Genomic DNA, 23,801 nt, shown 5'->3' with positions numbered 1-23,801 from the left:
AATTCTTTTCGAGTTAGCGCTGTCTCGAAAGAAAAAGCCTGTTGCACGGTTGGCAATGATCATGCCGCTGGCTGCCAGCGCGCCCCGATGCACGGGCCATTGGCAATGCAGCGCCAGCCGCCTGTGGCGTTGTTCAGTTGTTGCACGGCGCGCCGCATATCGTCCCGCGAGCAGCTTTGTATCAAATCTTGTAATCGCTCCAGGTAACCCGATGAGTGGCCCGCCAACTGCGCATGCCACAGCAAGTCGGCGGCTTGGGCCATCGGCAGGGATTGGGCAGTGAATTGCTGCGCCAAGGCCTCGTTGCCCATGTCTGCGCTGCGCTCGATCAACGACGGCAGTTGTGCCAGGAACGTCTGCACCTGTTCGAGGATCTCACCCAGGGACGCGCTGGGAGACTGCACGCCGAACAGCAAGCCGGTCTGCCCATTGACCTGTCGGATGCCACTGAAAACGGCGTAGCCGATTTGTAGTTCGACCCGCAGGCGCTGGTAGAACGGCCCCTGAAGCAAATGACCGAGCAAGCGCCAGGCGGCTTCATCGGACAGGGCGTGAGTGGGTGTCGGGCAAAACAGCAGCATCGCCGCTTCGCTGGACGCGGTGTTGACCTCGTGCCAGCGGCGCTGGCCTTTGAGCGGTTGAGGCTCGTATTGCAACGGCGCAGGCTGCCCAGGCAAGCGGGCTGCTGCGGTCTTGATCGCCGCTTCACAGGCTGCCGGCAACCCTGAGCCCAGCCCTTGCCAGCGGGCGGTGGCCCACGAGGCTGGCGTCGCTTGGGGCGTCGGCTGAACGCCGGCACAGCAGGCGGGCAACGCCTTGAGCAATTCGCGGATGGCAATCATCGGTGCCGGGGGTGGAGGCGCCAAGTGTTCAGCGGCAGTGCTCAAGCAGCGCGTCAGCGCTTCAAGCACGGCCGGCATGGGCTCGTGGACACCGAGCATTTTTACCTGCCAGTCATTGGCGATGGTTTCGAAAACCAACTCGACGCCCGCTTGACCGGCACTGTCGCGCAGCGGTTGTAACAGGCCGTCCAGGCCAGCAGGCACGGCGCCCTCAAATCGCCAGCGCAGGTACAGGGCGCCTTCATCGGTGTCATTGGCCAATGCCTGGCTGAATATCAGCGCCGATGTTTCCCGTCGGCCCCGTAAGCGGTCCTGGGCAAATGTGCGCAAGCCCCGGTGGGCGCTGGTCTGGCCGCGAATCAAGCCGGCACGTTCTTCTTGAGCGGCGGGACGAAGAAACGGGTTAGCCGGTGGAAGCTGCCATTCATGTCTGGCGGGTGGCAGATGCAGTGCGTCGAGCATGGCCTTGAGCGCTGCGAGACTTTGGTCCGATACGTCTTCAAGGTCGTTGCGTGCCAGCGCCAGGGCGCTTTGGACTTGCTGTTGGCGAGCAGTGAGCAAGGCGAACTCTTCGCGTAGGGGCGTCCAGTCGCTGTGTGCGAAAAAACTCAGCCAGTCGTGCAGCAGCGCCTCGATCTGTGTCGTCGCTTCGCCTTGGATGTCGATATCCAGCACGGCCTGTCCGGCAAAGTGATACAGCACCGAGGCGTGCAAGGCAGTCGCCAGGCGTCGCGCTTTGAGTTCAGCGAGCAAGCCGCCCGGCGCCGGGCTGTTGAGCCAGGTACAGAGAAATGCCAGCGCTTCGGGCGGTGCGTCACAGGTGATGACCTGATGCAGATGATGATCGGCAACATGTTGATAGCCCCTGGCTTGCCCAGCCATCAGCGCCGGTGGGGCGGCCTGGGGATGCAGCGGGCCGCCGTTCAACTGCGCACTGAAGTGCTGCGCCAGCGCTTCCAGGTCTTGCTGCGATTGTGGGCCGGCAAGGCTCAACGTCATCTGCCCGCTTTGATAGAAGCGCTGATGAAATTCGCGCAACGCCTGCTGAAAAGCCTCATGTTCCACTGGCAGGCTGTCGCGATTGCCCGCATGAAAGCCGCGCAGCGGGTGATCAGTGGCCAGCCCCTCCAGCAAGGCCACCTGTTGCTGCGCCTTGGCATCTTGCGACCAGGCGACGAACTCGGAGTGCAGCACTTCGCGCTCGCGCAGTTGGTCGTCGAGGGCCAGGCGAGGGTGCGTCAGCATGTCGGCCAATCGCACGAGCCCATCGGCGAAGGTCGGAACCGGCAGCTCAAAAAAGAATTCGGTAGTGCGCTCGCGGGTGCTGGCATTCACTTGCCCGCCATGGCGCTGCACATAGGCCATCAACCCATCGTCTGCCGGAAAACGCTCGGTTCCCAAGAACAACAAATGCTCAAGGAAATGCGCCAGCCCCGGCCATGCCAATGGCGCGTCATGGCTGCCGGCAGCCACGCGCAAAACAGCCGCGCAGCGCTTCAAACGCGGTGCATGGCGCAGGCAAATGCGCAGGCCATTAGCCAGAGTGAGGTGCAGGGGTTGAGCGAGAACCGACGCAGGCATGGGCACTTCCGAAGCGGGGGAAGCGCCTATGCTAGCAAACCCGGTGGATCAGGGCTTGTGCAGCGCGCCGTAAAGCTCGGGGCGACGGTCATGCAGGTAATGATTGGCGGCGCGGGCATCGAGGATCGATTGCCGGTCCAGCGTGCCGACGATCAACGTTTCATCCAGGCCCGCCTGGGCAATGCGTTGGCCATCGGGCCCGGCAATGCTGCTTTGGCCGCAATAGTGAATATCGTCTTCGTGCCCGCAGTAATTGGCATAGGCCACGAAACATTGGTTCTCGAACGCACGGGCCCGCACGGTGACGTCGGCGACAAAGTCGAACGGCACCATATTGGCAGTCGGTACCAGGATCAGTTCGGCACCGGCCAGGGCCAGGCGCCGGGTGTTTTCCGGAAACTCCAGGTCGTAGCAAATCAGGAAACCCAGCTTCCAGCCGTTCACTTCCACCAGCGGGAAGTCATCCTCACCCGCGCTGAACATCGCGTGGTCGAGGTCGCCAAACAGGTGAGTCTTGCGGTAGTTGCACAGGCGTTTGCCGTGGGCGTCGATCAACTGCACGGCGTTGTAGATCTGGCCGTCTTCGGCCCGCTCCGGGTAACCATACAGAATCGCCAACCCGGCACTTTGCGCGATTTCAGCAATGGTGTGTGCCGACTCGCCATCCCGGGCCTCGGCCAAGGCGCCTGTGGCTTCGGCGCCAATGTTGTAGCCGGTCAGGAACATTTCCGGCAGCACCAGCACATCGGCACCCGACGCTTCATGCGCCAGTTGCTGCAGGCGCTTGAGATTACCGGCCACGTCCAGCGGCAGTGGCGGGCATTGGTACAGGGCGACACGCATGTCAGGCTCCTTATTCGGGCAGGGCGATTGGCCCTATCTCGTCAAACACATCGCCGGGCCCTGGGTTTTGCGGGTGGGTGCGGCCGCCGAAGTGGGTCATGATGCCCCACACCGCGTTCAGCGAGGTTTGTACCGCGCCCTCCACCCAGGCTGGGGTCCAGGAAACGTCGTCGCCGGCGATAAAAATCCCACGTTGTTCGGCGGGCATGTCCTTCTGCATGAAGTGCGCATACATGCGCTGGTTATACCGATAGTGGCCGGGCAGTGCACCTTTGAAGGCCCCGAGGAAATGCGGGTCGGCTTCCCAGGACACGGTGATCGGGTCGCCGATGATGCGCGCCTTGATGTCGACTTTCGGGTAGATCTTCGTCAGCGCATCGAGTGCCAGTTTGACCCGCTTATCGATGGGCTGGGGCAGCATTTTCAGCGCGTCGCTCATCCACGAGTAGGACAGGCAGATCACCCCAGGCTTGTCGTCGCCGTTGTCGAAAAGATAAGTGCCGCGCGTCAGGCGGTCGGTGAGGGTCATGCTCATCAGGTCGCGGCCGGTTTCCGGGTCTTTGTCTTTCCAGAACGGGCGGTCGACCATGACAAAGGTTTTCGATGACTGCATGTAGCGCGTGCGGTCCAGAGCCATCCACATTTTTTGCGAGAACAGGGTTTCGTCGCATTCGATCTGGGTGGTCAGCAGCCAGCTTTGGCAGGTGGTCAATACGGCGGCGTATTCGCGGGTGTCACCGTAGATGTCGGTAACGGCGAAACGGCCGTCGGCGGCGTGGGCAATACGCTTCACGCCGGCCCGTGGCGCGCCTCGATGCAATGAGCTGAGACTGGTGCCGGCAGGCCAGTGGGCGCATTGCTCCGGTACGTGACGCCAAATGCCCATGGGCACTTGGGCCACGCCGCCAACGACCAGGTGCTGATGGTCGTCGCAGTTGGTCATCACCACGCGGAAGATTTCCAGCATCGAGTTGGGGAAATCCGAGTCCCAGCCGCCGGTGCCGAAACCGACCTGGCCAAATACTTCGCGATGATGAAACGACAGCTTGGCAAAGGCTTTTGAGGTGGCGACGAAGTCGTAGAAGGTGCGGTCGTCCCACAGCGGCACCAGCTTATTCCACAACGCTTTGAGGCGCGGCACGTCGCGGTCACGGATCGCCTGTTGGATATCGCCGAACTGCGAACCGGCTTCCAGCGCGTCGGCCCAGGCGTCGGCGACTTCCTGGAACAGCACCGGCAGGTCGGAGAGTTTTTGCGCGTAGTGCGTCTGGCCTTCCAGATCGATAACGGTGCTGCCAGACGCCGGCGTCAGCGGGTTGGGAAAGGGTTTGGTTTCCAGGCCCAGCTTGTCCACATAGTGATAGAAGGCGGTGGACGACACCGGAAAGCGCATCCCGCCCAGCTCGGCGATGATGCCTTCGGCGCCTTCAAACGCTTGGGAGCGCAGGCGACCGCCCATCTTCGAAGCTTCGTATACCACCGGCTTCAAGCCCAGCTTCATCAGTTCGTAGGCCGCCACCAGCCCGGCAATACCGGCGCCCACAATCGCCACTTCGGCGCCGTGGCGGGCGGCAGGAATACTGCCCAGGCCGGCCGGGTGCTCGATCCAGTCATCAAAGGCAAACGGAAAATCCGGGCCGAAGATGGTGATGGGCTTTTTACCATTGACGGGGTGTCGGTTGGTCTTGCTGATGGTGCTGGACGGAATGCTCATGGCTGACCTTACTGACGACTCGGCGGGACAGGGCCCGTTGAGTATAGGAAAAGATGGCAGCCAGTTTAGGGAGCGTTGCGCTCGTTAATAAGACGCAATGTGTCGTCGGATTGCACTGGTTTTAGTCAATCTGACGAAGTTACTGGTCAGATAGGTTGTCCACGGTCTAATTTGTTACTGAGAATGATTGAAGTAGTGGTTTTTTCCACACCCTCGACACTGCCGATCTGATCCAGCAATTGATCAAGCTGCTCCGGCGACTCGGTGCGCAGCCACGCCACGTAATCAAATTCACCGCTCACAGCGCACAACTGCTGCACCTGAGCCATCGCGCTCAGCCGGCGCAGCACTTCCTTGCCCGAACGCGGTTGCACGGTAATGCCCACATACGCCTGCAACCCACCATCCGCCACGCGCTGACCCAGGCGCACGCCATAACCGGTAATCACCTGCGTCTTCTCAAGACGCGCCAGGCGCGAAGTCACCGTGGTCCGCGCAATCCCCAACTGCCGGGCAAGCATGGCCACGCTTTCGCGGGCGTTGAGCTGCAAGGCGGCGATCAGTTGACGGTCGATTTCGTCTAGGGCGGGCAAGGGTGAAGCTCCAGTGCGGGGGGCAGTGGGCAGGTATGTTACAGGCTTGGTCGGGCATACAGAACTGTGGCACCAGACATGCAAAAGCCGCGCAATGCGCGGCTTTTTGGAGTTGGTGGGCCCGGTAGGACTCGAACCTACGACAAAGGGATTATGAGTTGCCTAGACATGCTATGAGCTTGATGAAATCTTGCGTAGCTTACGACAGGTACACAGAGCTGAAAGGTGCGTAGCTAGTGGGTTAGAGGTAATTTAGAGAAAGGATCCATAGCTGACATGTGTACCGCATTTGTACCAGCATTTCGGCTTGCCAGTTAGCGTAAGTCGGTGGGGAGAGACGCTAAGATCGCCGTCGACGGGTTATCTAATAGGCTCAGGCATCAAAGCATTTCGCGCGCTAAGCGTTGTGAAGATCAGCGCCTAGCTGCTAATGCCGCATGCAAATGAAGAAAACATTTCTGCCAGCCGATCGGTCTTCGCTTGTGGCAAATTGGCATCATGTTGTAGATTCAGTAAGCCAACGTACTGACGCGAACGAAACCAGGCGGCCTTTGGTCGAGACGCCTATCAACCTTGCCGACTCGTGCATGGATATCTGCCAATCGGTGCGGTGACATTTCCCTGACCAGATGGTGACGAAGTGTCGGAGGTAGAGCGGTACATTGGCAATTACCGTCGAGCGTTTTGGCAAGACGATATTTTCAAATTCTACATTTGAGTCATAAAAAAGGAATATTTATGTCTAACGCGAAGGCATGCGTCGTATTTACCACAGGGCTAGAGAAAGAGGTTTTGAAAATTGTTTCTCAGCTTGCCGACGAAGGTTTCAAAGTATGCACGGCCGGGGCTGACCAAGAAATTGTGGAAGCCGCTCAGTCCGGGCTCCTTAGCCTCCCTGAAGCTGTAAAAAACTGCATCGACAGTGCGGCGATTTGTGTGTTTTTAATACCTAAAGAAAATCCTGAGGGCTTGATGGCCGCCGCTGGTTATGCCGGTGGTTCGGGTAAGACGATCGTTGCTGTTGTTGAAGACATCAAGTCCATCCCACAGATATTCGATGACCTAGCTAGCTCAATCGTTTGTGTGGGTAGCCCTCAGCTAGCCGATGTTATTAAAGGCAAGCCGGTGTGGGAAAGTCCGAATGGGTCTGCTGATGGAAAACGCGTCATCCCTAGGATCAAATGTCAATGAACGATCTTCCTAGGGTCTATTCCTACAAGCTTTCCAGAGATTACGGATTCGCGCCAAATCCATTCCATGGCATATGCACTCTTGCGACGTGTAAACCTCAAATTAGAAAAGGCGCGCAAGTTGGTGACATAGTAATCGGCTGCGGAAGCAAAGAGCTAAAGATGCTAGGGAAGATCATCTTTGCTATGCGAATTTCCGAGAAAATGACATTTCAGGAATACTGGGATGATCCTAGATTTGCCGTAAAAAAGGCCAATTTTCTCTCTAGCAATGCCGCAGCGTACGGAGACAACATTTATCACATAGGAGATGATGGCTGGATCCAAGAAGATTCCCATCACAGTTATGATGGTGGGATGGTGAACCCGGACAATTTAAAAAGAGATGTTGGTTCGGACAATGTCCTAGTCGGTACGGATTTTGTTTACTGGGGTTCGAATGCCCCAGTAATGCCCCCTAATCTGCGGGATCTGGATGGCGATGATTTATTTCCTAACGGTAGGAATCTCCGGTCAATATTTTCAGAAAAATTCAGAGCTGAAGTAGTAGCCTGGTTTAATTCGCTACCAGATAGGGGGAACTTGGGCCGTCCTACCTCTTGGCGATAATTTCACGCAACTCTAGGGTAGATGCATAATGGATTGATAGGAGTTATTTCCACCATAAGCTACAGTAGATGAAAGCGCATATGATGGGGGGAATTCTTATCTCGTGCAATTTTAAGATTGCACAGATTGACTCTAAGCTATTAGTTATTCTGTGCGTATCGTGTGCCGAGTTTGCGTCACGAGAGCAAGTTTTCATCGGTGCAAAGGAGAGGCGGATTTCGAGAAACATTGCGAGTGCCTCATGAATAATGGATAAAAGGAGTTTCCATGTCAAAGCCTGTGCCTCAACTTGCACCACTCTCACTTACTGATTATGAAGCCAAAGCTTTATTAACTAATCAGTTTCAACAGGATGAGAGCGGTTTTCAGAAAATCGTATTTGGCTATTTTGGAGAGATTGGCGGGTTGCTATCAGCCCTTAAAAAATCTGTGAGAGACAAGCTCGCATCTACCGAGACAGAGCTGGCTGGAGAAGAACTAGGCGATGCTTTGTGGTATCTCGTCAACATCGCGGGATTTCTGAAGGTGGATGCCAATGGAATCGGTGAGCAATGTATCAGGTTGCTGCGCACAAAATATGGCGAGTCCGAACAGGAGCCCGTATACCCCGTCACCTTCCGCCACATCGATAGCTTGATGGAGATTCGTAGGGTACCAGCATCCATAAGTCGCTCAGTTCAGCTTGGTAACCTGGCGTACCACGCTGGCACCATGGCCAAAACGACTTTGTCGGAATACCAGTTGATGGAGCCTCAAGCCCGTGCCCAAGATATGGGACTGCACCTCGCAGAGCTTGCTATAGCATGCGCCAGCTTTGATCTAAGGCTTGAAGACGTAGCACGCTCCAACCTTGCAAAGATTCATAGTCGGTGGCCTGGGGAAGAAGGCAAGTACCCCACTCCGTTTGATGCAGATTATCCTCAGCATGAGCGGTTTCCTCCTACGCTTGAAATAACTTTCATCGAAAGAGGCACCCGCGAAAACGGTCATGTAGTTCAAAGCCTCAATGGTGTGTTCATAGGTGATCGCCTTACGGACAATAGCAACGAACCCGATGACTATCGGTTTCACGACGTTTTCCATCTTGCCTACTTGGCGTTTCTCGGCTGGTCGCCAGTGCTTCGGGGGCTGCTTAAACGTAAGCGCAAATCGAATTCTAGAACAGACGAGAACGAAGACGGGGCCCGGGCGATGATCATTGAAGAAGGGATCGCTACCTGGATTTTTAATCATGCTAATCACCAAGATTCTTATGCCGACGATCGGCACCGTGGCTTGGATTACGGCGTTCTCAAGCAAATTTGCAGCATGGTGCAAGGTTACGAGGTAGATAAATGTCAAATCTGGCAGTGGGAAAAGGCTATAGTCGTCGGCTTTGAAATTTTCCGAAAGCTGCAAGATAACCGTGGAGGCACCGTGGTGGTCGATGTGCTTAAACACACCATGGATTTTCTCCCCCCTATCAAGAATTGACCCTATGACTCCTACAGCTTTCGTGAACGCCTTGTCCGAGCTAAAGCTAGACAATGTTTTCAATCCATATGCCGACACCTGCCCAGTCCACGACCGCGCCGATGCGGCGTCCTCACGCCGACGCAATCTGCGGGGTTACCTCACGGCGGCGCTAGACATTGGTGTGGATACAATTTGGATGGGGCGCGATTTAGGTTACCGTGGTGGCCGCCGAACCGGCCTTGCTTTGACGGACGAATACCACCTACCCGAGATGGCGCATCGCTATCCGGGTTCGAACTTCAAGCAGGCAACATTAGGGCCGGCCGTTGCCGAGCGTACTGCCTCTGAAATCTGGTCAGTGCTGCGTTCCGTCGCACTACCACCACTATTATGGAATGTTTTTCCGTTCCATCCCCATGAGCCAGGTAGCCCGTTTACTAATCGTAAGTTTACCGCCAGGGAGCTTCAAGCGGTCGAGATACTGAATGAAGTATTAATCAAATGGCTCAAAGTCCGTAGGGTGGTCGCGATCGGTCAGGACGCTTTTAATTATGCAAGCCGCTTCGGAGTTGAAGTCGTTGCTATTCGCCACCCTAGCTATGGCGGGATCAAAGATTTTCGTAATGGTATGAGCGCTCTCTACAACATCCCAATCGAAATCCTGAATGCTAAACAGCGCCAGGGCTCTTTGTTTTAACCGGCCTGGGATGCTCTTGGAATGTCCCCGTAACTAGTCTTCCTCCTCATTGATCGGGTGAATATGTCGCACTATAGGGTGCCGCTAGTGTTAGTTAATGTGGCAAGTCCCCGATTCATAACCCGCTCTGCGAAGCAATGGAAAAGAAATAGGGAAGCTAAGTTTGCCAGCTGATCGTTCCCGGGGACCGGCCTTCTAACATCGGCATTAGCCAATGGGCTCTGCTAGAGTTTTTGAGATAAAAGTTTGGGTGGTGCTCCCATAGTCCCGTATCGTCAACGGTTCCTGTATAATTATAGTCGCTGTAGCAAATATTTTTATTTTCATTTAGGAATTCGACAAAACCTTCAAAGCTAGTATGGCCGCCAGAACCCATATTGCCATTTAGATAAAAGCGTCCACTGTATCCAGCACTAATAGTCGGGTGCCCATCTTTGAGGCGAAACATTAATAGGGTTCCGTCATGCCTCCCTGGGAGATCGTCCTCGCCCTTATTTGAGCAGATGCGTACTAGCTTGATAATATTGCTTTTATCTTCTAATGCTGGCGCAAAAAACTCTCTATACGAACCGCCAATTTCAGGGTATGGAAACATCGATCCTGTGCCGCTAATAAGCCACTGCAAGCTGCAACTGAATTTTTCTGCTAGGCGGGTGGCCATATCAAAGGTTAAAGCAGCATGGCCGTCGATATAATCCATCAACATGGCGGGTGAACTCTCGCCTAACGACATGGCTAGGCTGGGTAGATCAAGACGTTCATTCCAAGCATAAGCATCGTCGTCACGTAAGCGTTGCAATAGACGACTGAGGCGCTGCCCTGTCTCGCGCTGCCAAGTCTCGCGTAGGGACGTAGGCGCACGTTTAGATTCTGTTAGAGACTGAACATACCGCATCAGGCCGTACCGTATCTCACCTTCCAGTGACCGCTGGCTCCCCGCAGCTGATCGCACCAACTGCATGTGGAGGTCGTCGGGTAAATCCCGAATGCTAATTCTGGCCATTGATTGAGCTCCGCTGTCATTTTGAGGGCGTTTTGACACAATAGCAGAAAATTTCTTCAAGGAGATCGCGAAACTGCTTTTTCGGAATTTAGCTCGACTACGAGCTAGCGTTTTCGGTTGTTTGCGTTAAAACTGATAGCTTTCTGGGAGAGTTTATGAACATCCCGGCGTGATGAAGAACTCCCAGACTTTAGAAACTGATGTTTCACGCTTTTTTGCTCTGACTGCTTCCCTCTCTCACCATGAGGGGCGGCGCAAATTTTCGCGCCCGTGTCCGGTCCGTACATCAATTTCAGCGAACGGCTTCTTCAGGCCGTTAGTTGCCCTCCCCGAAGGCAGATTTGGGGCGTTCTCTGCCGGTCATGGCATGCAAATCACTGGTCACGTCGAATGCAAACGGGAGGGCAAGTGCATGCAATTACTCAATTAGGAGTTTCTTGCCTCCAGCTTATCCAATTTGCCTACTAGATCTTCAGCTCGTAGGTGCGTGTAGCGCTTAAGCATCTGCATCGACTTATGCCCGCTGATGGCAGACACCTCCTGATCAGAAAGGCCGCCTTCTACCAGGCGGCTGACTGCCTCATGGCGTAGGTCATGAAAGCGCAGGTCAGGTATGCCTAGCTTGGTCTGACTGGTCTAGCCTTTTTTGCAGACAGCAAAAAGCCGCGCAATGCGCGGCTTTGGAGTTGGTGGGCCCACACGGACTTGAACCGTGGACCAAAGGATTATGAGTCCTCTGCTCTGACCAACTGAGCTATAGGCCCTTGTAACTGGACGCGGATTATAACGACGGTTTCCCCGCTGTGCCATCCGTAAAATCCCTCATCCGTGTACGAAGGAAGGTTGCGGCAAATTGCTCCGGTGGCAGGGGCAGGCTGACGATGTAGCCTTGCATCTGTTCACAGCCTTCTGCGGCGAGGAAGGCTTGCTGGGCGGGGTTCTCCACGCCTTCGGCGATGATGGTGAATTGCATGCTGTGGCCGAGGGCGATGATGGCGCGGACGATGGCGGCGTCGTGAGGGTCGTCGGGCAGGCCGCGGACGAAGGATTGGTCAATCTTGAGGAAGTCCAGCGGCAGGCGCTTGAGGTAGCTGAGGGAAGAATAGCCGGTCCCGAAATCATCGATTGCCAGCTGCACGCCCAGGCGTTTGAGTTGGTGCAGCACCTCCAGCGCTTCTTCGGCCTGGCTCATGATGAAGTTTTCGGTGATCTCCAGTTGCAGGCAGCCGGGCTCCAGGCGGTAGTCGCGCAGCAGTTGTTCGATGCGTGACAGCAGGTTGGGGTGACGCAGTTGCGCGCCGGCGAGGTTGACGGACAGTGGCCCGAAATCATCGAAAGCGCCTTGCCAGGCGTGCATCTGTCGGCAGGCCTGTTCCAGTACCCAGTCGCCAATTTGCAGGATCGTGCCGTTCTCTTCGGCCAGGGCGATGAAGTGTTCGGGCGGTACGTCGCCAAAGGTCGGGTGGTGCCAGCGTATCAAGGCTTCGGCGCCGATCAGTTGCTGGGTGAGCAGGCTGCGTTTGGGTTGGTAATACAGGCTCATCTCTTCACGTTCGATGGCGCGGCGCAGTTCATGCTCCAGTGCCACGCGTTCATTGGCCTGAGCCGTCAGGTCGCGGGTGTAGCTTTCAACGCGGTTGCGGCCCTTGGCTTTGGAACGGTACATCGCGGCGTCGGCATTTTTGACCAGGGTGGCGACATCGGTGCCGTCCTGCGGGTACAAACTTGTGCCGATACTCGCGCTGATAAAGAATTCGTGCTCGCCGGCCTGGAAGGGCGGTGTGAAGCAATCGAGCAGTTTGTTCGCCAGATATTGCGCATCGCTGGCCTGGTGCAGGCCGGGCAGCAGGATGATGAATTCATCGCCGCCCAGGCGGGCGACGGTGTCGATATCGCGCAGCTGGTCCTTGAGGCGTACGGCGATGTCTTTGAGCAGCAGGTCGCCGACCGGGTGGCCCAGGCTGTCGTTGATGTGTTTGAAGCGGTCCAGGTCAAGAAACAACACCGCGCCTTGATTGCCGCTTTCCTGCTGGCCGTTGAGGGCCGCCTGTAGTCGGCTTTCAAACAGCGTGCGGTTGGGCAGGCCGGTCAATGGGTCGTGATGGGCCTGATAGTCGAGGCGCGCCTGGGCGAGCTTGAGGCTGGAGATGTCGGCAAATACGGCGACAAAATGCGTGACCACCTGCTCGCGATTGCGCACGGCGCTGATGGTCAGCCAGCTGGGGTACAGCTCACCGTTCTTGCGCCGGTTGGAAATTTCGCCCTGCCAATGACCCTGGGTCGTCAGTTGGTGCCACATCGCGGCATAGAAAGCGCTGTCGTGCATGCCGGAGGCGAGCAGGCGCGGGGTATGGCCCAGCGCTTCGGCCTCGCTGTAGCCAGTGATTTCACTGAAGGCGCGGTTTACTGCACTGATGTTCTGCCGCGTGTCGGTGATCAATACGCCTTCGGCGGTGCTTTCGAACACTGTGGCGGCTTGTTGCAATTTTTCCTGCATCAGCTGGCGTTCGGTGATGTCGCGGGCGATGGTCAGCATGCAGTCTTCGTCGCCGATGGGCAGCGGGCGGCTGGACAGCTCGCAGAGGCGAATCTGGCCGTCGACGCGGCGGATACGGCAGATGAAGTCGCGGACAAAGCCGTCGCGCTGCATCAACTCCAGCATGTGCTTGCGCTCATTAAGGTCGACCCATATGCCAAGGTCCAAAGCCGACTGGTCGAGCGACGTGGCGCTGGTGTAGCCGGTCAGGTGGCTGAAGCCTTCGTTCACTTCGATCAGCAGCCCATCGCTTTGCCGGCTCAGCAACAAGCCATCGGGGGAGGCATGAAACGCCTTGGCAAACTTCTCCTCGGAAGTTTGCAGCTGCTGTTGGGTTTCCTTGAGCTGGGTGATATCTCGCACCACGACCACCAGTGCCTCGGTGGTATCGAGTTGGAACGGCTCGGTCGAAATAAGCCCGGTAAACGCCTGGCCATTGCTGCGCCAGAAAATCATCTCCAGGTTGCGGATGCTGGTGGTCTGCACGCGTTGCAGCAAATCCGGACCGACGCCTTCAACACCCCAGATATTCAGCTCGGTGGCGGTTTTGCCCACCACCTCCTGGGCGCTCAGGCCAATCTGGTCTTCAAAGGCCTTGTTGACTTCAAGCAGGCATCCGTCGGACAGGCGGGCGATCACCAGGATGTCCGGGCATTGCTGGAACACTGAGGCAAACTTCTGCTCGGACAGCTGCAGTGCCTCTTCCGTACGCTTGGCTTCGCTGATGTCGATCATCAAGCCGCGCAGCACCGGTTCATGGCCGTATTCGATCAGGCTGACAATGTCGCGTACCCACAGGCAGCGGCCATCGGCGGTGATAACGCGATAGTCGATGCTGTGATCACGGTTGGCGCGGGTTTCACGGTAGCAATACGTTTCGGCGCGGGTCAGGTCGGCGGGGTGAATGATGTTGCGCCAGAAACCGGGGATCAGCCAATGTGCGCGGGGGTAGCCGAGCAATTCTTCGGCATGGGGCGACACGTAGCTGTAGGTGAAATCGCTGATGTTGGCTTCCCAGGCGATAGCGGACAGGCTCTCCACCAGGCCGCGATAGTGGTACTCGCTGCTGCGCAGTTCTTGCTCAAGGGCGACCCGGCGGGAAATTTCCGAGCTGAGCCGACGATTGATTCGAATCACAACGGCCAGCACGGTGCTCAGCAGCAATACCGCAGGCAGACCGTACATCAGCAAATCCGCCCAGAGCGTGCGGTGATCGCTGAAGCTGCCGACCCAGCGCTGCTGGATCGCATCGGTTTCGGCTGGGCTGAGATCGGCGAGGACCTTGTCCAGAATGCCCACCAGTATTTTCTCATCCTGCGGGACGCCCATTGCCAACTGATAGCGGTAGGGCGTTTCGCCGCTCACGTACAAACCATCGAGTTTCAGTTGGCGCAGGCTCCACACGCTGGAAGCCAGGTCGCTGACGACCGCATCGACTTCATCGGTGGCCAGGGCCTGCAGCATAGAGCTGACGTTCGGCATCGCGACGAGATTGAGGTCCGGATGGTGGGTGCGCAGTAATTCATGAGGCGCATAGTTTTCCACCACGGCGATTTTCAGTCCGTACAAGTCCTTGAGATTGCGCGGCTTGGCGCCGCCTTCATGGGCCAGTATCACGATGGGAAAGTCGAGATAGGGGCGCGTGAAGGCCAGGAAGCCCTGGCGTTCCGGGGTAGACATGACGCCAGGTAGCAGGTCGAGCTGGTTGTTCCGCGCTTGTTCGAGCACAGCGGTCCAGTTTGCCGGCTCGATCAGCTTGACCCGGATGCCCAGGCGATCCTGGATCAGGCGCACATAATCGGCGGACAGGCCCTGGTAGCGGCTCTCTTCATCGCGGTATTCAAAGGGCGGCCAGGACGCATCCACCCCAAGGCGCAGCTCCTGATGGTCCGTCAGCCAGCTACGCTCATCATCCGTGAGAGTCAACGCGCCAGCCGTTGCGGTCCAGGTCAGCAGCGACAGCAGTATCACGGTCGGCAATCTGGGCATAACGGTCTCGTTATGGCACGGGGAATTTCTCGAGTGTAGACGGGCATTGCGGGGGAGGGGGGTTGCGGGGCAGTTATCTGTGGAAGTAATTGTTAGAAAGCAAAACCCCCGGCCTGGGCCGGGGGTTCTGGTATCACTCGTCGAGGAAGGAGCGCAGATGCTCGCTTCGCGTCGGGTGGCGCAACTTGCGCAACGCCTTGGCTTCGATCTGCCGGATCCGCTCGCGGGTCACGTCAAACTGCTTACCGACTTCCTCAAGGGTGTGGTCGGTATTCATGTCGATGCCGAAACGCATGCGCAGTACCTTGGCTTCACGGGCAGTGAGGCCGGAGAGTACGTCGCGAGTCGCTTCCTTGAGGCTCTCAACGGTGGCGACATCGATTGGCGACTGCATGGTCGAGTCTTCGATGAAGTCACCCAGATGGGAGTCTTCGTCATCACCGATCGGGGTTTCCATGGAGATCGGCTCTTTAGCGATCTTCAATACCTTGCGGATTTTATCCTCAGGCATTTCCATGCGTTCACCCAGCTCTTCCGGGGTCGGCTCGCGACCCATTTCCTGCAACATCTGCCGGGAAATTCGGTTGAGCTTGTTGATGGTCTCGATCATGTGCACCGGAATACGGATGGTGCGGGCCTGGTCGGCGATCGAGCGAGTGATCGCCTGACGGATCCACCAGGTGGCATAAGTCGAGAACTTGTAGCCGCGACGGTATTCGAACTTGTCCACCGCTTTCATCAAGCCGATGTTGCCTTCCTGGATCAGGTCGAGGAATTGCAGGCCACGGTTGGTGTACTTCTTGGCGATGGAGATCACCAGACGCAAGTTGGCTTCAACCATCTCTTTCTTCGCGCGGCGGGCCTTGGCCTCACCGATCGACATGCGACGGTTGATGTCCTTGATCTCGGCAATCGTCAGGCCGGTTTCAGCCTCCAGTGCGCTCAGTTTCTGCTGGCAACGGAGGATGTCCGGCTGCAGGCGACCAATGGCTTCGGCGTATTTCGCCTTGCCTTTGGCCAGGGTGTCGCTCCAGCTTTCGTCAACTTCGTGGCCCGGGAACTGGCGCAGGAAATCGGTACGCGGCATGCGCGCATCACGGACACAGAGCTGCATGATCGCACGCTCTTGTGCACGCAGACGCTCAAGGGCGCTACGAACCCGCTCAACCAGGCCTTCGAATTGCTTCGGTACCAGCTTGATCGGCATGAACAGCTCAGCCAGGGCCAGCAGCTCGGCAATGGCCTGCTTGTTGGCACGACCATGCTTTTTCAGGGCCTTGCGGGTGATTTCCATTTGATCGGAAACCGCACCGAAACGCTGGGCAGCGATGACTGGGTCTGGACCGCTTTCGACTTCTTCTTCGTCGTCGGTGCTGGCTTCAGCCTCGTCTTCGTCGGCGTCGTCGTCCGCTTTCGGCGCCTTCGGATCGACAGGCGGCGGTATTTCGGCGGCAGGCGGCGCAATGCCGTCGTCCGGGTCGATATAACCGCTGAGGACGTCAGACAGGCGGCCGCCTTCGGTGGTGACGCGAGTGTACTCGGAGAGAATGTGGTCAACCGTGCCAGGGAAGTGCGCGATTGCGCCCATCACTTCACGGATGCCCTCTTCGATACGCTTGGCGATTTCGATTTCGCCTTCGCGTGTCAGCAACTCGACGGTACCCATTTCACGCATATACATGCGCACAGGGTCAGTCGTGCGACCGATGTCGGTCTCCACCGCGGCCAACGCGGCAGCGGCTTCTTCAGCGGCTGCCTCGTCGGTATCGGCGTCGGCCAACATAAGGGCGTCCGCATCCGGAGCACTCTCGTGTACGGGGATCCCCATGTCATTAATCATGCGGATGATGTCTTCCACCTGCTCTGGATCTGAAATATCCTCAGGCAGGTGGTCGTTGACCTCTGCGTAAGTCAGATACTTCTGCTCACGACCAAGGGTGATCAACTCTTTGATACGAGACTGCTGTTGCGCTTTTCCGGACATAACACCCTATCCACTGAAGGTCTTGGCGGGCAAAAAACAAGCCGAGGATTATACCCGAGCTATGACCTCACACGCCAGCTGAGGTCGGGTTTGATGTGCAAACGTTCTGTTTTAAGAGGTCGCGCATCTGTTTTGCTATCTGAATCTGCTCTTCAGCCGACAATCCCGGCTGTCTTGCTCTCTTGATGAGCTCATCGAGGGTCTGTGTATGTTGACCCGCGGATAACCTGTTAATGGTGTCTAAAAACTGTTGTTCAAGGTTATCGCCGTCAATTAGCCACTCCTTTTCCGCGAGTGCCTTCAATAGGCGGCCCTGTTCCGTGCCATGCCAGCGAGCCATCAGCTGAATTGAGTTTAGCTTAGGATTTTTCTGCACGGCCTCGATCAGGGCGATAAGCACCTGAGCGTAGGTGTTGCTCTCGTTGGCAAAATGATCGGCGCTTTCAACCTTGCCCGCCAATTGCGGGTGGTGGATAAGCGTGCGCAACGCAATCAGCGTCGGCGCCTCTACGGCAACCGGCGTGCGCGGGGCATAGGCCTCATCGCGATCGCCGCGCTTGCCATTCTTGCTCCAGGGCTTCTTGTCCCACTTCTTGCCGCCGGCCCCGGGCTTCTTCGGCGTCCACTCCTGCTGGGGCGTAAACGCCTCCTGCGGTTGGTGGAAGTCGGCATAGTCCGGCATGGCGTCGTAATCCATGCCTGGGTCGTAGGCGGGCGGCGCATGCTGAGGAGCGCTGTGCACCAGCTGGCTCACGGCTTCGCCGCTCAATCCGGTGATTTCCAGCAGGCGCTGGCGCATCAGGGTGCGCAAGTTGGCACCTGGGACTTTGTCGATCAACGGGGCTGCGAGGGTGGCCATATGGGCCTTGCCTTCAAGCGAGCGCGGGTCGGCCTCTTCGGTCAACTGCTGGAAAAAATAGTCCGCCAGCGGTTGTGCATGTTGATTGATACGCGCACGGAACGCGTCGGTGCCTTCGGAGCGCACCAGGGTGTCCGGGTCTTCGCCTTCGGGCAGGAACAAAAAGCGTGCACGGCGCCCGTCCTGCAGGCTCGACAGCGTGGCCTCAAGCGCGCGCCAGGCGGCATTGCGGCCGGCCTGGTCGCCGTCGAAACAGAACAGCACGCTGGGCACGACGCGGAACAGGCGCTTCATGTGTTCTTCGCTGGTGGCGGTGCCGAGGGTCGCCACCGCATTGCGCAGGCCCTGCTGAGCCAGGGCGATGACGTCCATATAGCCTTCAACCACGATGATCTCGTCGAGGTTGCGGTTGTTCTTGCGCGCTTCGAACAGGCCGTAGAGTTCCTGGCCTTTATGGAACACCGGGGTTTCCGGGGAGTTCAGGTACTTGGGCTTGTCGTCCCCCAGCACTCGGCCACCGAACGCAATGATGCGGCCGCGGCTGTCGCGGATCGGAAACATCACGCGGTCACGGAAGCGGTCATAGCGTTTGCCAGTCTCGGCGTTTTCAATCAGCAGGCCGGCGTCAATCATGGCTTTTTGCTGGAGCGTATCGCTGCTCAGGTGCTTGTACAGGTTGTCCCAGCCGGGCGGGGCAAAACCGAGCCCGAAGTCCCGGGCGATTTCCCCGGTGAGGCCCCGGCCCTTGAGGTAATCGACAGCGGCTTTGCGCTGCGGATGGCTTTTAAGCGCCTGCCGATAGAAATCGGCAGCGGCGGTCAGCAGCGGATACAGCGGCGAGTCGGTGGGTTGTCGCGGTTTGTGCGCGCGGCCACTTTCTTCGCGGGGGATTTCCATGCCGGCGGCTTTCGCCAGGTCCTCGACGGCCTGGGGGAAATCCAGATTGTCGTGGTCCATCAGGAAGCCGAGGGCGTTGCCGCCGGCGCCGCAACCGAAGCAGTAATAGAACTGCTTGTCCGGGCTGACACTGAACGACGGGGTTTTTTCCTTATGGAACGGGCAGCAGGCGGTGTAGTTCTTGCCGGCTTTTTTCAGTTGCACGCGTGAGCTGACAACATCGACGATGTCGGTGCGGTTCAGAAGGTCGTCAATAAAGCTCTGGGGAATCAGCCCGGCCATGGCGTTCTCGTCATCACTGCGTGTAAATGAGGGCCCGTGAAATGTTCAAGCGCGCGTTGGGCGCTCGAGCATTATCGTCTGCATGGGGTGTCAGGGAGTGTATCTGCCGAACATTCGCTGACGTTAGTCTCTATCAGTGTCCGACGAATAAAAGTTGCCCGTGAGTCCGGTCTTGACCTGTGAGCGGTCTCGGAAGCTCATCGATGGGCACAGTCGACACAGTTGATCGCCTGCTTGAAGAATAGGTGTGCTCGTCAGTAGCCTTGTTAGGCTCGTCAGAAGAGACGTGCACCGCTGGCAAAAGAGCCAGTCCTGACGTGTGAAGCAGTGTCTCGGTCGCGTGTGCGGCGTCGACGATGAAGCATCAAGCGATATCCGCAAAATGCCAACAGCCCGGCTGAGGGCCGGGCTTGGCAGAAGCTTGCTACGAACGTCTGTGTATTAGTACAGACGAACGGCGCGGCGCTGTTCGCGCTGAACTTTCTTGGCGTGACGCTTAACAGCGGCTGCTGCCTTACGCTTACGCTCAGAAGTTGGCTTCTCATAAAATTCGCGGCTACGAACTTCAGCCAGAACACCGGCTTTTTCGCAGGAGCGCTTGAAACGACGCAGAGCTACGTCGAAGGGTTCGTTCTCTTTTACTTTGACGGCTGGCATCCAGAGCTACCTTCTTTCATTACCGGGATCAACGTTCTCGTCGCAAAAAATTCGCGGCTGAGGTCGTCGGTTTTTAAGGGTTGCGGATGTTAACCCCTCATTGGCAGGAATGCAAAGCCTCTGATCGAAAACCGCTAGTCGGGAGGGGGAGTGGCGACTATTATGCGCGCCTTCGAATTCAGCCTCTACAAGGCGCAAACCCATGCTAGTACTGGGACTTGAAACCTCCTGCGACGAAACCGGTGTCGCACTTTACGACAGTGAACGCGGGCTTTTGGCCGATGCACTGTTCAGTCAGATCGACCTGCACCGTGCCTATGGCGGCGTGGTGCCGGAGCTTGCCAGCCGTGATCACGTCAAACGCATGCTGCCGTTGATTCGCCAGGTGTTGGATGAGGCCGGCTGCGTGCCGACCGAGATCGACGCGATTGCCTATACCGCAGGCCCAGGATTGGTCGGAGCCCTTCTGGTTGGGGCTTCCTGTGCCCAGGCGCTGGCGTTTGCCTGGGGGATTCCGGCCCTCGGTGTGCACCACATGGAAGGGCATTTGCTGGCACCGATGCTGGAAAAAACACCGCCAGCGTTCCCGTTCGTCGCTTTGTTGGTTTCGGGGGGGCATACGCAGCTGGTTCAGGTCGACGGCATCGGCCAATACACGCTGTTGGGCGAGTCGCTGGACGACGCCGCAGGCGAAGCATTCGACAAGACCGCGAAGATGATGGGGCTCAATTATCCCGGCGGTCCGGAAATTGCCCGTCTTGCCGAAAAAGGCGTGGCCGGTCGTTACACCTTCCCACGGCCGATGTGCGATCGCCCGGGGCTGATGTTCAGCTTCAGCGGCTTGAAAACCTCGGCGTTGAATACCTGGCAGCAGAGCGTCAGCGCCGGAGACGACGGCGAGCAAGCCCGTTGCGACATCGCGCTGGCGTTCCAGCAGGCCGTGGTGGAGACTTTGACCATCAAGTGCAAGCGCGCCCTGAAGCAGGCAGGCATGAAGCGCCTGGTGATTGCTGGCGGCGTCAGTGCCAACAAGGCTTTGCGCAGCGCGTTGGAGAAAATGCTCGGTGAGATGAACGGCGACGTGTTCTATGCGCGCCCAGAGTTCTGCACCGACAATGGCGCCATGATCGCCTACGCTGGCTGTCAACGCCTGCAGGCCGGGCAGCATGAGAGCCTGGCGATCAGCGTGCAGGCGCGTTGGCCGATGGAGCAGTTGTCACCGCTGTAAGGGTTAGCCTGGACGCCCGTTAGAAATGCCGTTCGCGCCCGGCAAACAGGTCGCGTAGATTGCCGCGGTGGCGCCAGACGATCAGCAGTGTCACCACGCTCATCGGCAGCAGCGCCGCCGGTGCTTGCCAGGCCAGCAAGGGCAGGGTGAGCGGTGTGGCGATCAGCGCAGCCAGCGAGCTGGTGCGGGTCAGGTAGAACGTCAGCAGCCAGGCGAGCACCGCCAGCAAGGCTGCCGGCGGGTAGATCCCCAGCAGCATGCCGGCCGCCGTGGCGACGCCTTTGCCGCCGCGAAAGCGGAAGTACAGGGGAAACAGATGGCCCAGGACGGCGCATACGCCCACCCAGGCCTGCTGTTGCAGGGTAAGGCCGACGAGGCTGGCGAGCAGTACGGGCAGCAGGCCCTTGCAGATGTCGCCCAGCAGCGTCAGTACGGCGAGTTTCTTGCCGGCCAGGCGCAACATATTGGTGGCGCCGGCATTGCCTGAGCCACTCATTCGCGGATCGGGACTTCCCGTCAGGCGGCTGAGCAAAATGGCAAAGGACAGCGAGCCGAGCAGGTAGGCGAGAATCGCCAGTGACCAAAACATGCTAACTATTCCGGGCGAGGACGCCCTGATTCTAACGGGGCATCGCGCCCTTGTCGTGCTGCGGAGAAGAGTGCTTGGACAGAGTGTTTATCGAAGGCCTGGAAGTCGACACCGTGATCGGAGCCTACGACTGGGAGCGCGGAATCCGTCAATGCCTGCGCCTGGACCTGAGCTTTGCCTGGGATAACCGTCCGGCCGCCGCCGGTGACGACCTGGCCCTGGCACTGGATTATGCCAGCGTGTCCGCGCGTATCCAGGCCTTTGCCGAGCAATCCCACTACCAATTGGTGGAAACCTTCGCCGAACGCCTGGCCGAAGTGTTGATGAGTGAATTCCAGATTCCCTGGCTGCACCTCAAATTGACCAAGCCAGGTGCCGTCCCAGCGGCCAAAGGCGTGGGCGTGGAGATCGAGCGCGGATGTCGCTGACTCAGGTTTACCTTGGCCTGGGCAGTAATATCGAGCGCGAGCTCAATTTACGTGCGGGACTCGATGCGCTGGCGAGCTTTTTGACGGACATGCGCTGTTCGGCGGTGTTCGAAAGCCAGCCGGTGGGTATCAAGAGCGGGCCGTTCTTCAATCTGGTGGTCTCGGCCTGGACCGACCTGTCATTGATGGACCTGGACCGTCGGTTGAAATCCATCGAGGCCGACAATGGCCGCTATGCGCCAGATCGTAAAGGGCTGCCCCTGGATATCGACGTGCTGCTGTATGGCGATCTGGTGGGCAATTTCGACGGTTTGATCCTGCCGCGGGCAGAGATCCTGAAAAACGCTTTTGTGCTCTGGCCGCTGTCGATGATGGCGCCGGATCGTGTGCATCCTGAAGCGGGCAAGACCATGGCTGCGCTGTGGCGCGATGCGCAGATCGATCAGGTGCTCGCGCCTGTGGCGTTTGAGTGGCGGGGCCGGCCACTCACGGCAGATGTGCTTCTGTAGGAGCCGAGCTTGCTCGCGAAGAGCGTGAACGATAACGCAGCGCTTCTCAGGTTTTTACAGTGAACTTTGGCGTTCCTTGTAGGCTTTTAGGGCGTTAAGCCGTTCACGCTTGAGCGCCTCGCCCAGCTCCGGGCCTTTGAAGCCTTTTTCCAGCAAGGGCGCCGCCGCCACCTCGCGCGCAGCCTTCGCCGCCCCCCGCAAATAATCCGCCTGTGGATAACTGCGCTGTTCAAGACCCTTGCGGCCCCGCGCGTCCATCTCGCAGGCGACCACGAATTCCTCGAAGCGTTGCGGTCGACGGTAGACGTCAAAACTTTGCAGCAACTCCAATAGTGTCGACGCCTTCAGCTCCAAGGCTCGATGCCCGTGGGTGTGATATTGGCCCACCAGCAGCGCCAGCTCCTGGCAATCCTTTGGCACTTTGAAACGTTCATTAACTGCCTTGATCAGCTTCAAGCCCCGGTGTTCGTGGGCAATGTGCTGCGGCAACTTATCCACAGGCGTCAGCCCTTTGCCCAGGTCATGCAGCAAGCAGGCCCAGCGTACGGTCAGCGGTTGTTTGTGCACAGCAGCCTGTTCCAGCACGCTCAGGGTGTGCACGCCGGTGTCTATCTCGGGATGATGGGCTTCGGGCTGCGGTACGCCAAACAGCGCATCCACTTCCGGCATCAAGGTTTTCAGCGCATGGCAGTCACGCAGCACTTGGATAAACACCTGAGGCTGGTCTTCCATCAATGCCCGGTAAATTTCCTTCCAGCTGCGCTCTGGCGTCAGCGCCTCCAGCTCGCCGGATTCGCTGAGCTGACGCATCAGTGCCAAGGTTTCAGGGGCCACGGTGAATCCGAGGTGCGCATAGCGAGCGGCAAACCGCGCAACCCGCAGCACTCGCAGGGGATCTTCGGCGAACGCGGGCGAAACGTGACGTAAAACACGCGCGTCCAGGTCGCGTTGGCCGTGGTAGGGGTCGGTCAGATTGCCCTCATCATCTTCGGCCATGGCATTGATGGTCAGGTCGCGACGAACCAGGTCTTCTTCCAGCGTGACGTCGGGGCTGGCGTGAAACACGAAGCCGCCGTAGCCCCTGCCACTTTTGCGCTCGGTGCGGGCGAGGGCGTATTCATCGCCGTTTTTCGGGTCCAGGAACACTGGGAAGTCAGCGCCGACCGGCTTGAAGCCTTTGGCCTGCATCTCTTCGATGGTGGCGCCAACGACGACGCGATCGATATCGGTGACCTCGATGCCCAGCAGGCGATCACGCACGGCACCGCCGACTTTGTAGATTTTCATGAAAAAGCCTCCATTAGCGGCACAGGATA

18 protein-coding genes, 1 tRNA gene and 1 pseudogene are annotated in these 23,801 nt (G+C 57.9%); 7 read left to right on the top strand and 13 right to left on the bottom strand.

What is annotated here, in order from left to right; translation table 11 throughout:
* Positions 1-59: 59 nt before the first annotated feature.
* From pqqF to C4J87_RS23445, 4 genes are all read right to left on the bottom strand, one after another.
* Positions 60-2,423 carry a pyrroloquinoline quinone biosynthesis protein PqqF gene (gene pqqF, locus C4J87_RS23460; RefSeq protein WP_124368574.1) on the bottom strand — a complete coding sequence of 788 codons (2,364 nt, stop codon included), beginning with the start codon at positions 2,421-2,423 and terminating at the stop codon, positions 60-62.
* 48 nt (positions 2,424-2,471) lie between these two features.
* Positions 2,472-3,266 (bottom strand): carbon-nitrogen hydrolase family protein, encoded by a 795-nt coding sequence (locus C4J87_RS23455; RefSeq protein WP_124368573.1) that lies wholly within the window; start codon positions 3,264-3,266, stop codon positions 2,472-2,474.
* Positions 3,267-3,276: 10 nt separating this feature from the next.
* Positions 3,277-4,959 (bottom strand): NAD(P)/FAD-dependent oxidoreductase, encoded by a 1,683-nt coding sequence (locus C4J87_RS23450; RefSeq protein ID WP_124369027.1) that lies wholly within the window; start codon positions 4,957-4,959, stop codon positions 3,277-3,279.
* Between the two features lie 167 nt (positions 4,960-5,126).
* Positions 5,127-5,573: an Lrp/AsnC family transcriptional regulator gene (locus C4J87_RS23445; RefSeq protein WP_124364663.1), complete on the bottom strand. Its 447-nt coding sequence runs from the start codon at positions 5,571-5,573 to the stop codon at positions 5,127-5,129.
* 738 nt (positions 5,574-6,311) lie between these two features.
* Between C4J87_RS23445 and C4J87_RS23440 the strand changes: the two genes are divergently transcribed.
* From C4J87_RS23440 to C4J87_RS23425, 4 genes are all read left to right on the top strand, one after another.
* Positions 6,312-6,764 carry a hypothetical protein gene (locus C4J87_RS23440; RefSeq protein WP_124368572.1) on the top strand — a complete coding sequence of 151 codons (453 nt, stop codon included), beginning with the start codon at positions 6,312-6,314 and terminating at the stop codon, positions 6,762-6,764.
* The gene (locus C4J87_RS23435; RefSeq protein ID WP_124368571.1) at positions 6,761-7,372 is read left to right on the top strand and encodes a hypothetical protein; all 612 of its coding nucleotides are present in this window, start codon (positions 6,761-6,763) and stop codon (positions 7,370-7,372) included. The genes C4J87_RS23440 and C4J87_RS23435 overlap by 4 nt, the downstream gene beginning before the upstream one ends.
* Before the next feature lie 267 nt (positions 7,373-7,639).
* Positions 7,640-8,845 carry a nucleoside triphosphate pyrophosphohydrolase family protein gene (locus tag C4J87_RS23430; RefSeq protein WP_124368570.1) on the top strand — a complete coding sequence of 402 codons (1,206 nt, stop codon included), beginning with the start codon at positions 7,640-7,642 and terminating at the stop codon, positions 8,843-8,845.
* Positions 8,846-8,849: 4 nt separating this feature from the next.
* The gene (locus tag C4J87_RS23425; RefSeq protein WP_124368569.1) at positions 8,850-9,524 is read left to right on the top strand and encodes a uracil-DNA glycosylase; all 675 of its coding nucleotides are present in this window, start codon (positions 8,850-8,852) and stop codon (positions 9,522-9,524) included.
* A 157-nt stretch (positions 9,525-9,681) separates the two neighbouring features.
* Here C4J87_RS23425 and C4J87_RS23420 read toward each other — a convergent pair whose 3' ends face one another.
* The 7 genes and pseudogenes from C4J87_RS23420 to rpsU all read right to left on the bottom strand — a co-directional run bounded on the left by C4J87_RS23420 (position 9,682) and on the right by rpsU (position 19,731).
* Positions 9,682-10,527, bottom strand: coding sequence for a hypothetical protein (locus C4J87_RS23420; protein WP_124368568.1), 846 nt, complete (start codon positions 10,525-10,527; stop codon positions 9,682-9,684).
* A 426-nt stretch (positions 10,528-10,953) separates the two neighbouring features.
* Positions 10,954-11,151 (bottom strand): annotated as a pseudogene (locus C4J87_RS23415) (tyrosine-type recombinase/integrase); the annotation flags it as partial.
* 63 nt (positions 11,152-11,214) lie between these two features.
* Positions 11,215-11,291: transfer RNA gene (locus tag C4J87_RS23410), tRNA-Ile, on the bottom strand.
* 17 nt (positions 11,292-11,308) lie between these two features.
* A complete protein-coding gene (locus C4J87_RS23405; protein WP_124368567.1) occupies positions 11,309-15,052 on the bottom strand; it encodes a bifunctional diguanylate cyclase/phosphodiesterase in 3,744 nt (1,247 codons plus the stop codon).
* A gap of 133 nt (positions 15,053-15,185) precedes the next feature.
* Entirely contained in the window at positions 15,186-17,036 is a 1,851-nt protein-coding gene (gene rpoD, locus C4J87_RS23400) for an RNA polymerase sigma factor RpoD (RefSeq protein ID WP_124368566.1), read from the bottom strand.
* Between the two features lie 67 nt (positions 17,037-17,103).
* Positions 17,104-19,074 carry a DNA primase gene (dnaG, locus tag C4J87_RS23395; RefSeq protein WP_124364660.1) on the bottom strand — a complete coding sequence of 657 codons (1,971 nt, stop codon included), beginning with the start codon at positions 19,072-19,074 and terminating at the stop codon, positions 17,104-17,106.
* A gap of 441 nt (positions 19,075-19,515) precedes the next feature.
* On the bottom strand, positions 19,516-19,731 hold the full coding sequence (gene rpsU, locus C4J87_RS23390; protein ID WP_002551877.1) for a 30S ribosomal protein S21: 216 nt from the start codon (positions 19,729-19,731) through the stop codon (positions 19,516-19,518).
* A 202-nt stretch (positions 19,732-19,933) separates the two neighbouring features.
* Between rpsU and tsaD the strand changes: the two genes are divergently transcribed.
* Positions 19,934-20,959, top strand: a complete 1,026-nt coding sequence (gene tsaD / locus C4J87_RS23385; protein ID WP_124364659.1) for a tRNA (adenosine(37)-N6)-threonylcarbamoyltransferase complex transferase subunit TsaD — start codon at positions 19,934-19,936, stop codon at positions 20,957-20,959.
* A gap of 19 nt (positions 20,960-20,978) precedes the next feature.
* On the opposite strand, the gene plsY is transcribed toward tsaD, so the two are convergent.
* Positions 20,979-21,548: a glycerol-3-phosphate 1-O-acyltransferase PlsY gene (gene plsY / locus C4J87_RS23380; RefSeq protein WP_124368565.1), complete on the bottom strand. Its 570-nt coding sequence runs from the start codon at positions 21,546-21,548 to the stop codon at positions 20,979-20,981.
* Positions 21,549-21,622: 74 nt separating this feature from the next.
* Here plsY and folB point away from each other — a divergent pair, with 74 nt between their 5' ends.
* Together folB and folK are read left to right on the top strand one after the other, a co-directional pair.
* Positions 21,623-21,976 (top strand): dihydroneopterin aldolase, encoded by a 354-nt coding sequence (gene folB / locus C4J87_RS23375; protein WP_124368564.1) that lies wholly within the window; start codon positions 21,623-21,625, stop codon positions 21,974-21,976.
* Positions 21,967-22,485, top strand: coding sequence for a 2-amino-4-hydroxy-6-hydroxymethyldihydropteridine diphosphokinase (folK, locus tag C4J87_RS23370; RefSeq protein WP_124368563.1), 519 nt, complete (start codon positions 21,967-21,969; stop codon positions 22,483-22,485). Before folB ends, folK begins: the two co-directional genes overlap by 10 nt.
* Positions 22,486-22,539: 54 nt before the next feature.
* Here the strand turns inward: folK and C4J87_RS23365 are convergent, their stop codons facing one another.
* Positions 22,540-23,772, bottom strand: coding sequence for a multifunctional CCA addition/repair protein (locus C4J87_RS23365; protein ID WP_124368562.1), 1,233 nt, complete (start codon positions 23,770-23,772; stop codon positions 22,540-22,542).
* Between the last annotated feature and the right edge of the window lie 29 nt (positions 23,773-23,801).

It is taken from the genome of Pseudomonas sp. R1-43-08, from assembly GCF_003852255.1.
Taxonomy (GTDB): domain Bacteria; phylum Pseudomonadota; class Gammaproteobacteria; order Pseudomonadales; family Pseudomonadaceae; genus Aquipseudomonas.
The sequence above is the reverse complement of the archived record's forward strand: the minus strand, read 5'-3'. Positions and strand labels throughout refer to the sequence as shown.

Excerpts from the sequence above, each read along its gene's own strand:
- C4J87_RS23425 (WP_124368569.1), top strand. The coding sequence starts at position 8,850 with ATGACTCCTACAGCTTTCGTGAACGCCTTGTCCGAGCTAAAGCTAGAC.
- plsY (WP_124368565.1), bottom strand. The coding sequence starts at position 21,548 with ATGTTTTGGTCACTGGCGATTCTCGCCTACCTGCTCGGCTCGCTGTCC.
- folK (WP_124368563.1), top strand. The coding sequence starts at position 21,967 with ATGTCGCTGACTCAGGTTTACCTTGGCCTGGGCAGTAATATCGAGCGC.
- tsaD (WP_124364659.1), top strand. The coding sequence starts at position 19,934 with ATGCTAGTACTGGGACTTGAAACCTCCTGCGACGAAACCGGTGTCGCA.
- C4J87_RS23455 (WP_124368573.1), bottom strand. The coding sequence starts at position 3,266 with ATGCGTGTCGCCCTGTACCAATGCCCGCCACTGCCGCTGGACGTGGCC.
- pqqF (WP_124368574.1), bottom strand. The coding sequence starts at position 2,423 with ATGCCTGCGTCGGTTCTCGCTCAACCCCTGCACCTCACTCTGGCTAAT.
- C4J87_RS23435 (WP_124368571.1), top strand. The coding sequence starts at position 6,761 with ATGAACGATCTTCCTAGGGTCTATTCCTACAAGCTTTCCAGAGATTAC.
- rpoD (WP_124368566.1), bottom strand. The coding sequence starts at position 17,036 with ATGTCCGGAAAAGCGCAACAGCAGTCTCGTATCAAAGAGTTGATCACC.
- C4J87_RS23440 (WP_124368572.1), top strand. The coding sequence starts at position 6,312 with ATGTCTAACGCGAAGGCATGCGTCGTATTTACCACAGGGCTAGAGAAA.
- C4J87_RS23405 (WP_124368567.1), bottom strand. The coding sequence starts at position 15,052 with ATGCCCAGATTGCCGACCGTGATACTGCTGTCGCTGCTGACCTGGACC.
- dnaG (WP_124364660.1), bottom strand. The coding sequence starts at position 19,074 with ATGGCCGGGCTGATTCCCCAGAGCTTTATTGACGACCTTCTGAACCGC.
- C4J87_RS23430 (WP_124368570.1), top strand. The coding sequence starts at position 7,640 with ATGTCAAAGCCTGTGCCTCAACTTGCACCACTCTCACTTACTGATTAT.
- C4J87_RS23365 (WP_124368562.1), bottom strand. The coding sequence starts at position 23,772 with ATGAAAATCTACAAAGTCGGCGGTGCCGTGCGTGATCGCCTGCTGGGC.
- rpsU (WP_002551877.1), bottom strand. The coding sequence starts at position 19,731 with ATGCCAGCCGTCAAAGTAAAAGAGAACGAACCCTTCGACGTAGCTCTG.
- C4J87_RS23420 (WP_124368568.1), bottom strand. The coding sequence starts at position 10,527 with ATGGCCAGAATTAGCATTCGGGATTTACCCGACGACCTCCACATGCAG.